General features: G+C 60.7%; 14 protein-coding genes and 1 tRNA gene. 4 read left to right on the top strand and 11 right to left on the bottom strand.

Going from position 1 to position 12,076, the window contains the following annotated elements; genetic code table 11:
* Positions 1–8: 8 nt before the first annotated feature.
* Positions 9–85 (top strand) — tRNA-Arg (locus AC1DXW_RS07490).
* A gap of 71 nt (positions 86–156) precedes the next feature.
* Here the strand turns inward: AC1DXW_RS07490 and AC1DXW_RS07495 are convergent.
* The 4 genes from AC1DXW_RS07495 to AC1DXW_RS07510 form a co-directional block, all read right to left on the bottom strand.
* A complete protein-coding gene (locus AC1DXW_RS07495; RefSeq protein WP_477759879.1) occupies positions 157–465 on the bottom strand; it encodes a type II toxin-antitoxin system RelE/ParE family toxin in 309 nt (102 codons plus the stop codon).
* Complete coding sequence (locus tag AC1DXW_RS07500; RefSeq protein ID WP_477756513.1) at positions 462–761, bottom strand: type II toxin-antitoxin system Phd/YefM family antitoxin; 300 nt, start codon at positions 759–761, stop codon at positions 462–464. The genes AC1DXW_RS07495 and AC1DXW_RS07500 overlap by 4 nt, the downstream gene beginning before the upstream one ends.
* A 118-nt stretch (positions 762–879) precedes the next feature.
* Entirely contained in the window at positions 880–1,149 is a 270-nt protein-coding gene (locus AC1DXW_RS07505; protein ID WP_223457256.1) for a hypothetical protein, read from the bottom strand.
* 55 nt (positions 1,150–1,204) lie between these two features.
* A complete protein-coding gene (locus AC1DXW_RS07510; RefSeq protein WP_477756514.1) occupies positions 1,205–1,765 on the bottom strand; it encodes a YbhB/YbcL family Raf kinase inhibitor-like protein in 561 nt (186 codons plus the stop codon).
* A 140-nt stretch (positions 1,766–1,905) separates the two neighbouring features.
* On the opposite strand from AC1DXW_RS07510, the gene AC1DXW_RS07515 reads away from it, so the two are divergent.
* Positions 1,906–3,435, top strand: a complete 1,530-nt coding sequence (locus tag AC1DXW_RS07515) for an FAD-dependent oxidoreductase (RefSeq protein ID WP_477756515.1) — start codon at positions 1,906–1,908, stop codon at positions 3,433–3,435.
* A gap of 338 nt (positions 3,436–3,773) precedes the next feature.
* Here the strand turns inward: AC1DXW_RS07515 and AC1DXW_RS07520 are convergent, their stop codons facing one another.
* The 7 genes from AC1DXW_RS07520 to AC1DXW_RS07550 form a co-directional block, all read right to left on the bottom strand.
* Complete coding sequence (locus AC1DXW_RS07520; protein WP_477755340.1) at positions 3,774–5,279, bottom strand: YdgA family protein; 1,506 nt, start codon at positions 5,277–5,279, stop codon at positions 3,774–3,776.
* A gap of 280 nt (positions 5,280–5,559) precedes the next feature.
* On the bottom strand, positions 5,560–6,195 hold the full coding sequence (locus AC1DXW_RS07525) for an NADH:ubiquinone oxidoreductase subunit N (protein WP_116264423.1): 636 nt from the start codon (positions 6,193–6,195) through the stop codon (positions 5,560–5,562).
* Positions 6,196–6,287: 92 nt separating this feature from the next.
* A complete protein-coding gene (locus AC1DXW_RS07530) occupies positions 6,288–7,736 on the bottom strand; it encodes an efflux transporter outer membrane subunit (protein ID WP_477755339.1) in 1,449 nt (482 codons plus the stop codon).
* Complete coding sequence (locus AC1DXW_RS07535; protein ID WP_477759880.1) at positions 7,733–8,620, bottom strand: efflux RND transporter periplasmic adaptor subunit; 888 nt, start codon at positions 8,618–8,620, stop codon at positions 7,733–7,735. Before AC1DXW_RS07535 ends, AC1DXW_RS07530 begins: the two co-directional genes overlap by 4 nt.
* Complete coding sequence (locus tag AC1DXW_RS07540; RefSeq protein WP_046040693.1) at positions 8,617–8,826, bottom strand: DUF1656 domain-containing protein; 210 nt, start codon at positions 8,824–8,826, stop codon at positions 8,617–8,619. Before AC1DXW_RS07540 ends, AC1DXW_RS07535 begins: the two co-directional genes overlap by 4 nt.
* Positions 8,823–10,895, bottom strand: a complete 2,073-nt coding sequence (locus AC1DXW_RS07545) for an FUSC family protein (protein ID WP_477755337.1) — start codon at positions 10,893–10,895, stop codon at positions 8,823–8,825. Before AC1DXW_RS07545 ends, AC1DXW_RS07540 begins: the two co-directional genes overlap by 4 nt.
* Complete coding sequence (locus AC1DXW_RS07550; RefSeq protein ID WP_095945024.1) at positions 10,892–11,320, bottom strand: MarR family winged helix-turn-helix transcriptional regulator; 429 nt, start codon at positions 11,318–11,320, stop codon at positions 10,892–10,894. Before AC1DXW_RS07550 ends, AC1DXW_RS07545 begins: the two co-directional genes overlap by 4 nt.
* A gap of 199 nt (positions 11,321–11,519) precedes the next feature.
* On the opposite strand from AC1DXW_RS07550, the gene AC1DXW_RS07555 reads away from it, so the two are divergent.
* Both AC1DXW_RS07555 and AC1DXW_RS07560 read left to right on the top strand, forming a co-directional pair.
* On the top strand, positions 11,520–11,798 hold the full coding sequence (locus AC1DXW_RS07555; RefSeq protein WP_477755336.1) for an antitoxin of toxin-antitoxin stability system: 279 nt from the start codon (positions 11,520–11,522) through the stop codon (positions 11,796–11,798).
* Positions 11,795–12,076: a type II toxin-antitoxin system RelE/ParE family toxin gene (locus AC1DXW_RS07560; RefSeq protein ID WP_477755335.1), complete on the top strand. Its 282-nt coding sequence runs from the start codon at positions 11,795–11,797 to the stop codon at positions 12,074–12,076. The genes AC1DXW_RS07555 and AC1DXW_RS07560 overlap by 4 nt, the downstream gene beginning before the upstream one ends.

The following is a 12,076-nucleotide window of genomic DNA, read 5'->3' on the forward strand; positions in this document are numbered from 1 at the left end:
CCCGCATTGCACCAGTAGCTCAGCTGGATAGAGTACTGCCCTCCGAAGGCAGGGGTCGTGGGTTCGAATCCCGCCTGGTGCACCATACGCTGTAACGAGAAAGCCTCAGGTCTTATGGGTCTGGGGCTTTTTTGTGGGTGTTTGAAGGCTTGGCACCTAATGATCAATGCTGTTTTTTTCAAACAGCCGGCCAATGTCTCTCGCGCTATGCAGCACGCGTTCGACCTTGACCCCGTCGTCCATCAAACAGTAGAAAACCAGATATCGGCCATGGGCAAGCATTCGCAATCCCTTCGCGCAATCGTCTCTTGAAACACCCAAGTTCGGTTGATCGATCAATCGTGTGCACTGCATGCGAAGCTCGCGCACAAACGTCCGGGCCCGCTCAGGATTGTCTCGGGCGATAAAACGAGCGACTTGCAGCAGATCGTCCCGTGCCAATGCAGAGAAAAGCAATTGCCTCATGGACGGCTTTGCTCGGCTGCTACCTCATCAATCAGCGCATCAAGCTCGGCAAACACCGTATCGCCAGCAATGGCCGGACGCGGATCATTGCGGCTGGCCGCAATGGCTTCACGAAGTTCGGCAGCCTGTAGCCGATCCAGCAGCTGTTGATAGGCCGCGTGCGGTAAAAGATAGGCGGCAGGGCGATTGTGGTTGAGCACGGCAACAGGCTCGGAACCCGCTTGCTCGATGACAGTGCTCGGGCTGCGCTTGAGCTCGGTGATACTGACCGAACGGCTGGCAAGTAGCTGCTCCATGACGGCTCCAAAGGTACGAAAAAAAGTACCTTATAGTGTTCCATTCCCTGCATGAGGGTCAACGAATCTCCGACCGGTGCTGCCCTGGCCCACAAAAAAACCGCCGAAGCGGTTTTTTTCATTCTGTCGTCCAGTCGAACTCGTCGTACTCATCATCGTCCTCGTCGTCCTCGAAAAACTCCTCTTCAAGGTCGTCGTCTTCAACAATGTCCTCTTCCGGCTGATTCAGCAGAAAATCCTTGCGACTCTCGGTAATCGCTCGCCGCAGTTCCTCACCCTTTTGTGGGCAGTTGAGCATTTGGGCGATGCGGTCGATTTTTTTTGCCACGGCATCCTCCAACGCATCGGCTATAGCCTGATAGTGCGCGCTTTCGGGGGTGGATGCCAAATCCCAGGAATGCCGCGCACTTCAGTTTTCTGCAAATCTGCTGAGGCGATCAGCCTTAGCGGTGATAGCGCCGCACCACGCTGCTGTTTCTCAGGACGTGGCCTTTGATTTTTTCCAGCAGCTGCGCACGGGTCAGGCCGGCGGGCAAGGCTTCCGGGGCCAGGTCCAGGGCGTAGATCTGGATGATGTAGTGGTGCGCGCTGTCGCCAACGGGCGGGCAAGGGCCAATGTAGCCGGTGGTTGCCTTGCTATTGGTACCGCTGACGCCCTCGAGGCCTGGTTTGGTCCCGGCACCGGCCGGGATCTGGTGGGTAGCGGCCTTGATGCCGTAATGCACCCAGTTATCGACGCCCTGGCCTTTCTGGCCGTCCGGGTCGTGCATGACGATGGCGTAGCTTTGGGTGGCTGCCGGGCCGGCGTTCCAGTTCAATGCCGGGGAAATGTTATGTCCGCCACAGCCCGCGGAATCGCCGGCGGCGGCGGACGTGAACAGACGGTCATCGGAGACACCCGGAATGTTCAGGGTGAAACGTTCCTGGGCCTGCGCCGGGAACTGCACGCAAAGGGCGACTGCCAAGGCCGCGAGCCAAGTGTTGATTGAGGTCAATCGGGTCATACCGGAGCACCTTGTGCGTGTTGGGCCGTCGTCGGCGTGCAAACTATAGCCGGACCGTTCACGCCGTGGCAGGGGGGAATTGGCTGAACCTCGCGATAAGCGCCAGACTCATAAGTGAAACGTCTGTCTGGAGAGCAATCATGACTCTGCATCGCGTTGCGCGTGTCGCCAATGTGCCCGAAGACCGGGGTCTGGAAGTGCGGGTCCAGGACAGCAAGATTCTGCTGTTGCGGGCCGGTGAACAACTGCGCGCTTATCAGGCCGAATGCCCGCATGCCGGCGCCCCGCTGGCCTACGGTGCGGTATGCAATGGGCGCCTGACCTGCCCGTGGCACAAGGCGCAGTTTCGGATCGAGGATGGCGGGCTGTGTGAACCACCAGCCCTGGATAGTCTCAAGCGCTATCCCCTCGAAGTCCGTGACGGCGACATCTGGGTCGGCGACCAGCCGTTGCCGGACGCCCACACGCCACCGGCCGACGATCCACGAACCTTCATCATTGTCGGCGCTGGCGCGGCAGGCACGGCGGCGGCAGCGTGTTTGCGCGAGAAAGGTTTCGGCGGCCGGTTACTGTTGATCGACCGCGAAGCCGAAGCTGGATACGACCGTACCGCGCTGAGCAAATACGTGATCGCCGGGGAGATGCCGCTGGACGAAGTCCCGCCGCTGCGCGACGAGGATTTTTACCGCGAGCAGCGGATCGAGCGCCTGCGAGGCGAAGTGGCAAGCCTGGATGCGCCAAACAGGACGCTGCGGCTGACTGACGGCCAAACACTGACATACGACGCCGCGCTGTTGGCCACCGGCGGCGTGCCCAACCCGCTGACGCTGCCGGGCGCCGACCTGCCGCAAGTGTTCGTCTTACGCTCCAAAGCCCATGCGCAACAGATTCTGGACAGCGCCAGCGCCGGCCAGCGAGTCGTGATCATCGGCGACAGTTTCATTGCCATGGAGTCCGCCTCGTCCCTGCGCCAGCTTGGCCTGAATGTGACAGTGCTGGCCCGCCACGAAGTGCCGTTTGCCAAGCAGTTCGGTGACACGGTCGGCAAGGCCATTCGCGCGCGGCATGAAGCCAATGGCGTCGTGTTTCACACCCAGGGCAATGCGGTACAGATCGAAGGAACGGACAAGGTCGAAGCCGTGCGCCTGGACAACGGCCAACGTTTGCCGGCCGATCTGGTGCTGGTCGGCATTGGCGTCACGCCAGCCACTGCCGCCTTCACCGGGCTGGCGAAAGAGCAGGATCACTCGCTGCGTGTCGACGGCGCAATGCGCGTGGCCGACGGCCTCTGGGCGGCTGGCGATATCGCCACGTTCCCGCTGAACAACCAATACCTGCGCATCGAACACTGGCGACTGGCCCAGCAGCAAGCGCGGATCGCCGCGGCGAATATGCTGGGTGGTGACGAGCATTACCTCGACGTGCCATTTTTCTGGACCTGGCATTTCGGTAAAACCTACGACTACCTCGGTCACGCCGAGAACTGGGACGAAGTCGAGTTCAAGGGCGACCCTTGCGATCCGCCCTTCATTGGCCTGTTTGGAAAAAACGGCGTGGTGTCGGCGGCGGTCGCCTGCGAGATGGACCGGGCCATGGCGATGCTCGCCGAGCGGATGAAACAGCCGTTGCCATGGGAAGAGGCATGGCGACTGATCCGTGATGTTCCCTAGGGGGCGTTCTCAATTAGTTTCCCTACCGCGCCGGGTCTGCTGTTGTGCAGGGCAAGGCGCGAGAAGCGCAGTTTGGTCATTCCAAATCAGCTTCGAGCAACACAGCCCTGCACAACAGCAGGCCCGGCCCTTCGGGTTGTGCCTTAAAGCTGGCCATGCTGCGTTGCAGGCCTTGGAAAGGGAACAACCATTCCCAGCGGCCTACGCCTTGCCTGGCCAGCTTTAAGGCGACAACGCGGTGGGGAAACTAATTGAGAACGCCCCCTAGATGCCGGACAGCAAAACGCCCGGCGTCTGCACGATGCAAAGGCCGGGCGTTGCCGGGTACACGACCGCCGTTATTCGGTGGCATTAGCCCCCGCGAACTTGCTCATCACAAAACCGGCAAACTCCTCGACGGTCATTTTCTGGCCGTTGAAGTCCACCTGATCGTTGGCGTAATGCAAGTTGGTGACGATGTTGTTGCCGTCCAGTTTTGCCAGTTGGCTGCCGACCGCCATGCTGCTGAACATGTCTGCGGTGGCCGTGGCCTGGTCGGCAATCAGCTTGGCATCGGTCTGACCGTCGATTTGCGATTGCACGGTAAGCACATCGACCAGCATGGGCTTGGACACTTGCAGTTTGAAGTCCAGCAGCGCAATCAGCTGCCTGACCAACTGATCGGTCGGCAGATCGATGGCTTGCGGCTTGGTCAGGTCGAGCACCATATTGGCGCGGCTCTCACCGTTGACGGTGTTGAACGACAGGTTTTCCAGGGCCACTTGCGGACCGGCCGCCAGCAGTTTTTCCAGGCTGGACTTGAGCAGTGCTTCTTCGGCTTCGGTCAGTTTCAGCTCCGGTGCCGGCAGCCCGGCCGCCGTCGCTTCCGCTGCCGCCCTTTCATACGGCTGCAGTTTGCTCTGGTAAACCTGCATTAACGACAGGGTGGCCGGAATGTCGAGGTTCTTCAGGCTCATGGCCAGCGCACCGGAACCGATGGTCTTGCCGTTCAGGGACACTTCGCCGACCTTGTAATCGGCACGCCCGGAGGCGTTGCTGCCCGATTCTCCGGTCAGGTTTTTCATCTCGAATTTCTTGAAGTCCAGCACCGACTGCTTGGCGCCAAAGGTCGATTTGCCGCTGGCCAGTTCAAGGACGTTTTCGCCAGTGTAGAAACCGTAGGTACTTTTTGTCAGGTTGCTGGCCAGGGTCAGGCCGTTCAATTCAACCTGCACCGGTGCCTGGTCTTCGGACACGGTGGCCACTTTCAGGCTGTCCATGTAACCGTTGGCCTTGACCTTCTGCGCCTGGGCGCTGGCATCGACGTCCATGCTCAAGCCGGAGAACTTCATGCTCGACTTGTCATCCAGGGCCATTTCCAGCGGCTGCAACTCGAAGGTGCCATTGGTAGCGTTGTCATAGCCGATATTGACCACGCCGGTCAGCGGGGATTTGTCCTTGGCGGCGGCAAACCACTTCTCGGTGGACGGGGTCTTTTCCAGTTCGTAGTGACTGGTCGCCAAGACAGGCAACCACTTCAGCGACATCAGCCGCGAGAACGGCAACGGGCCGTGTTCGATATGATCGACAAACAGCAACTCGACCGGCGCTTCGCCGAACATTTCGCCTTCGCCCTTGAGGCGGTAGTGCGCGGTGCTGCTGAATACATGACGTTCCAGCGATACCAGTTCCAGCGACGCTGTGCCGTTGGAACCGACCATGGCCGCCTGCAATTCCTTGTTGGCATTGGCAATCGAGGTGTTCAACACACCTTCGAGCCTGGTGCCGGTGAACCAGGCTCCGCCTGCGCTGATGGCACCGATTGCGACAACGATTCCCAGTAGCACGCCTGCTGATTTATTCATGTATGACCCGTTCAATGTCCGTTGTTGAAAGTGAGGTCGTCTTCCCTGAACCCATGACGGATTGCAGCTCGACTGTGCTGAAAGTGGAATGCAGGTTAGCACCGGGCGCGACGAACGGCCCAATGATTAAAGGTGAAAGAGTGTTTTGGGGTAGTTCGCACGGTTCAAGATTTTCGGCGGTCATACTATTGCGTTCGCTGGCAAGCCAGCTCCTACAGGGATCACCTTGTACCGTAGGAGCTGGCTTGCCAGCGAAGGCGTCAGTCTTGCCACCACTAAATCAGGAATACTGGACCTCGATCTCATCAAGCTGATGATCGAAGCTTTTGAGCCGCGCAGTCCAGGTGTACACCAGCACTTCGAAGTCGCGGTTGATCACCGCCCCGCCCGTCACTTCCGCACGCGGGTCGCAGACGTCCAGTTGATAACGTTCGCGGGCCATGGCCGTGGCGACATCGGCCAGCTCCCGAGCATTGCTGAGCCAGTGCCGACCGTCGTCAGCCACCTGCCGGTCCAGCGCCAGGCATTGTTTTTTAAGGCTCTCGAGGCTTTTTTCCAGTGGCGTGCCGGTCAATTCGCCCATGACTTCCTGAAACGTGCGCCCCGGTTGCCAGTAACTGCCCCAGAAATAACGGTCGAACACCGTTTCGACACGACGCAATGCCACCTTGGTGTCCCAGATCAGGACCAGGGTCTTGCCTTGTTCGAGTTGTCTTTTCTTGATGCGTTGATTCTGGACCGAGGCCCAGGCCACCACCGCAATGGACATCACGGCAATCAGCGCGACGGCACTGTCGAGGAACGCCAGAGCCTTGTCGATCTGGTGGGCCAGCATGATGCCGTAGAAATAGGTGGCCGACAGCAGCACTAATGCCACGATGGCGCACCAGAAGCCGAGAGCATAAGGGTTTTTCATTCTTGGTTTCCCCCTGACCTGCGCGTGCCTTGTGCGAAGAAAGGGCGCTTTGCACGGGCGCCCGTCCAACACTTCAAAGCATAGCAACGGCCTCAGGGTTTGCCGGAGTTCGACGCTTGCGTTCGTCCGCTTTCCCAGCCGCCGCCCAGCGCAAGGAACAAATCGATCTGGCTTGCGGCAACCTGAGTGTTCGCGGCCGCCAGTTGCGCGGTGACATCGATGTAGGTGCGAGTGGCTTGCAGGTCGGCCAGGAACGAGGCGCGTCCGGCCTGGAAGAAGCGGTGGGTCTGGTCGGCCGCCAGTTTCGCCGATTGCTCGGCGTCCGCCAAGGCATCGCGACGTTGCAATAACGCGGTGTATTGGGCGAGGCCGGTCTGGGTTTCACGAATGGCGTTGAGCACCACCCCATCGAAATGCGCCAGCGTCGCCTGGGTCACCGCCTCGGCCTCGCGGATGCGCGCCCGGGCGCCGTTGGTCGGCACCTTCCAGGTCAGCGACGGGCCGAAGCCCCAGCGGTTGGTAGACGGGTCGCCGAGATCGTCCAGGATACCGACGGTACCGATGGTCGCGCCGATACTGATATTCGGGTACAGCTCACCCGTGGCGACGCCAATACCGGCCGTCGCGGCCGCCAGCCGCCGCTCAGCCTGCCGCACATCCGGGCGACGCTTGAGCAACGCGGCGCCATCGCCCACCGGAATCAATTGCGCGATTTTTGGCAGTTCGTCGCAGGTGGCGGTGCCGGCCGGCAGTTGTTCCACGGGTTTGGCCAGCAACATCGACAAGCGATACAGCCCGGCCTGACGTGAGGCCTCATAACGCGGCATGTCGGCGCGCAGGGATTTGAATTGGGTTTGCGAGCGGGTGACCTGGGTTTCATCGCCACGTCCGGCATCGCGCAGGCGCTGGATCAGCGTGGTGCTCTGGGCTTGCAGATCGAGGGAATGCTGGGCGATTTCCCGCTCTTCATTGGCCGCACACACTTGTGTGTAGGCGCGAACTACATCGGCCACCACGGTGATGCGTGCAGTATCGGCGGCGGCCTGCGTCGCATCGGCATTGGCCTTGGCCGCTTCGATGCCACGTTGCAAAGTGCCGAACAAGTCGAACTGGTACGACGCGCTGATGCCGATATCGCCGATGTTGGCCACCGGTACTTTTTCCGGTATCAGGAAGGCCTGGCCGGACTCCTGCAAGCGCTGGGCACCCATCTGCACGCCGCCGCTCCAGCCGCCCGCCGCTTGCGCCTCATCGACCTGAGCGCGAGACCGCGACAAGCTGGCCGCCGCCACGCGCAAATCAGTGTTGGAGGCCATGGCCTGCTGCACCAACTGGTCGAGTCGCGGGTCCTGATACAAACGCCACCAATCGGCCGGCACCGGCGCGGACACCACCGTTTTGCCGTCGACCGCCAGATCGCCCTGGAAGTCTGGACGATGGACGGCCGCCTCTTCGGGCAAATGATAATCCGGCCCGACCATCTGACACGCCGACAGCAGCAAGCCTAATCCGGCGACTGCCAAACCCGAGGCCTTGCTCATTGCGCCGGCTCCCGTTTCTGATCGTCGATGATCGATACCGTGGCGGTGCGCCCGGCGATCATGCGGAAATCTTCCGGCACGTCATCGAAGGCAATCCGCACCGGAATCCGCTGGGCCAGCCGCACCCAGCTGAAGGCCGGGTTGACGTTGGGCAGCAGGTTGTTGCCGCTGGTGCGGTCGCGATCCTCGATACCGGCGACGATGCTCTCCACATGCCCGCGCAGGCGCGCATTGTCGCCGATCACCCGGATGTCGACGCTCTGGCCGATGTGGATGCCGTTCAGTTTGGTTTCTTCGAAATAGCCATCGATATGGAACGAGTTGCTGTCGACCACCGACAACACCGGACGCCCGGCGCTGACGAACTCCTGGGCCCGTGGCGCGCGGTCGTTGACGTAGCCGTCCACCGGGCTGCGGATCACCGAGCGGTCGAGGTTGAGCTGCGCGCTGTCCACCGCCACCTGGGCTTCCATCAACGCCACCTGGGCGCGGGCCACTTTTGACTGGCTTTCTTCCAGTTGCTCACCCGGCACCAGGTTGCCAAGACCCTTGTTCCGCTTGGCCTCGCGCTGGGCCTGGGCCATGGTTTCTTCGCGGTCGGCGACTGCTGCTTTCGCCTGGCGCAGGGCCAGCTTGAAGCGGTCAGGATCGATGCTGAACAGCACCTGGCCGCGCTTGACCAACTGGTTGTCGCGCACCTCCACTTGCTGGATCAGCCCGGACACGTCCGGCGCTATTTGCACGATGTCGGCACGGATGTGCCCGTCGCGGGTCCAGGGCGCGAACATGTAATACATCACCATGCGCCAGACCACGACAACGGCGAAGCTCACGATCAGCAGGGTCAACACAACGCGACCCAGGGTTAGAAACGGTTTTTTCATGTCATCAGGTATCGACTGAGTGAGTCCACGGCGCCAAGCAGCAAGGCGTAGAGGGCCACGTTGAACAATGCCCGGTGCCAGACCAGACGGTAAAAGTGCAGGCGCGTCAGCACCCCGTGCACCAACAGGTACAACACATACGTAATGCCCATCAGCACCAGCAGCGTGGGCAGGAACACCCCGCTCATATCCAGGTCACCGATCATAAAGGTGCTCCATCAATGCCATGGGGAAGCGGTTCTTCGGGCTCGGCGGCACCAACGAATTCGACGCCGGGCAACAATGCCAGGCGCAGGCCGCTCAGGGCGTGCAGCAAATGCCGACGGGTTTCATCATCGCCGGCACCGCTGAGGGCACGACGCGTGCGGTCGAGGGTCATCAGCAACGGGCTCGGTGCCTGCAAGCGCTCACCGGCCTTGAGACAGGCCTTGAAGTACTCGCCAACCTCGGCCACCACCTGGCGCAGCAGCACCTGCGGCACACCGAGGACCCGCGGCGTATAAGCGAGCAGGTCCAACAGATTCAGCGCCACCCGCACTTCCCGCAGCGCCACGCCGGAGTCCTGGCCGGTCATGGCCAGGCGCGGCAGATGCTGCATCAGCCGATCGAGCATCCGTATGCCCAGAAGCCGATGCTCGGACAACGTCGCCGGCTCGGAGAGGCTGACGATGTCACGCCAGCTGAAACGGGTCAGGCGCTTGGCTGCCAGTTCGGCACCGAACGGCCGGGCGATCAGGGTCCAGATGAATGCGAACAGCAAACCCATGGGGCCGGCCAGATTGGAGTTGGCGAAACTGAGGAAGTCCGCGTCGTAAGCGCCCTGAATGCTGATGAAGGACGAGGTGTTGACCAGGGTCAGCAGCATGCCCAGGTAAAACTGCGGCTTGACCGTCAGGGTGCCGACGCAAATGAAAGGCACGGCAAACGCCAGCACCAGCATCGGAAAGTCATGCAGGTTGGGCAGCACCAGAAACAGATAAAGGCTGGCGAACACCACCGACATCGCCGTCCAGAAAAAGAACCGGTAAATCTGCGGCGCCGGGTCGTCCATCGAGGCAAAGAAGCTGCACGCCACCGCCGCCAGGATCACGGCGCTGCCGCCATCGGTCCAGCCGAGCAGAATCCACAACACCGAAGCGACGATTATCGCGGTGACGGTGGAAGCAGCGGAATAGAACATCAGGCCGCGATCCAGAAAAGGGGATAGCCGTCCCAGCCGCCAGTGCCGATACACCGCGCGCCAGCTGTCCTGGCTTTCGCACTGAATGGCGTATTGCAGGCTGCGGCAGTCTTGCCACAAATCGATCCACTCGCCGAGACGGTAAATGGCGTTGGAGAACAGCAGTTGCTTGCGGTCATCCAGCGCTTCGGGAGCCGGTTGCAGGGCCTCAAGTTGATACTTAAGGGCTTGCCAGCGGACGAGATCGGCATCCTTGTGTTCGAGCCATTCGGTGGTGGCCGTCAGCAATGGCGCGAACTTGTCCACAAGCTCGGGGGTGCGCCGTTCCAGGGCGTAAAGCGCGTCGTCGAGGGCATCGATCACTGGCAACAGGTGAATCATCCGTCCGCGCAATTCCTTGGTATTGCGCACTGTCTGCGGACGCGAGCCTTCGTGGGGCAACTGACCGATCATCAACTCCAGGGAGTTGAACGTGGCGACCATCGATGCCCGCAACGCGCTGACTTCTTCAGGCTGCACGTTGCGGCTGAGGAAGCGCAGGCTGTAGGTCGAGGCATCGGCAAACCATTTGCTCACCGAATCATTGAACACCGGCGCCAGGCGCCGGGGCCAGAACATCGCACCGACCACCGCCGCCACAGCGATGCCGAGAAAGATTTCTTCGGTCCGCGCTTCGGCCACGTCCCACACCCCCAGCGGGTTATTCACCACCGGCAGGGCGATCAACGGCAAGGTGTAACCGGCGAGCATCAACGCGTAGTTGTTGGCCGTGCGCAAATGCAGGGACAGAAACAGCAGCGTCCCGGTCCACAGCGCAATCACCACCACCAGCACGTAGGGGCTCTGCACGAACATTGGCACAAACAGAACCGCCGCCGCAGCGCCGATAAAGGTGCCAACCGCCCGGTACAACGCCTTGGAACTGGTAGGGCCGAGAAACGGACTGGAAACGATGTACACCGTGGCCATCGCCCAGTACGGACGCGGCATTTGCATGAGCAGGGCGATGTACAGCGCGATCATCGATGCGGCGAAAGTGCGGACTCCGTAGAACCAGTCCCGCGCCGTGGGCATGCCAGAGAAAAATCCGTTCAAGAGTTGGCCACCGATGGCGGCGTGGCCGCTTCAAAAGCTCTCAGTACCCGCAGCGTAGCTTCCAGATCACTCGGGGCAATGCCTTCGAGTACTTCGTGGCGCAAGCGCACCAGTTCCACTTCGACCGCCTGCACCAGCTCCCGACCGGTTTCGGTCAGGCTCAGGCATTTGGCGCGGCGATCCTGTGCATCTTCGGTGCGGCAAACGTAGCCGCCATGACACAACTGATCGAGCAAGCGTACCAGCGACGGGCTCTCCATCCCTGCTGCCTGGGCCACCGTCACCTGGCGCACACCCTCGCCCAGACGCCCGATCATCAACAGCGGGACGGCGCAGGCTTCGGAGATTCCATAGTTGGCCAGCGTGGTCTGGCAGATTTTGCGCCAATGCCTGGCGGCCACCACCATGGCGCTGCTGATGTTCATCTGGAGAACGTCGAGGTTATTCGGCACGAGGGAAAACACACACTGTTAGTTTGCTAACTATCAATATGGCATTGGAGAGGATTTTCCGTCAAGTTTTGAAACAAATTCGCTTCCATCCGTCGCGAAGCCATAGGGGGTGAACCAGCCACCGTACTGAAGATGTATATACTTTGTCAGTAAGACAACCGAGAAGGCAGCCATGTCGAAACCAGCCGTTTTTACAATGAAACTTGAGTCTGAATTGCGTGAACAGTTCATGGCAGAGGCAGAAGCCGCTCATCGCCCCGCCTCGCAAATCGTTCGGGAAATGATGCGTCAGTTTGTTCAAACGCAGCGGGAGGCTCGCGAGTACGAAGCATTCCTGCAGCGCAAGGTCGACACCGCACGCGCTTCGATGCGCGCCGGCGACGGGCTGACAAATGAGGAAATCGAGGCAGAGTTCGCTGCCAGGCGCAGGCGGGCCGAGCTACAGGAATGAAAATAATATGGACGAAAGAAGCAGCACAGGACCGTGCAGACATTTGGGATTACCTGCATGCCGTTAACCCGAAAGCAGCCATCGACATGGACTACCGGTTCAGCGATGCGCTATCCCGGCTTGCCCAATACCCGGAAAGCGGCCCTGCCGGGATCATTTCAGGCACTCGCGAGCTGATCCCATATCAGAGTTACCGCATTGTTTATGAACAGGGACTGGACGCCATCTGGATACTCGCCTTGGTCCATACCTCCCGACAGTGGCCGCCCGGACGATGA

Source organism: Pseudomonas sp. P4_C4 (assembly GCF_056402055.1).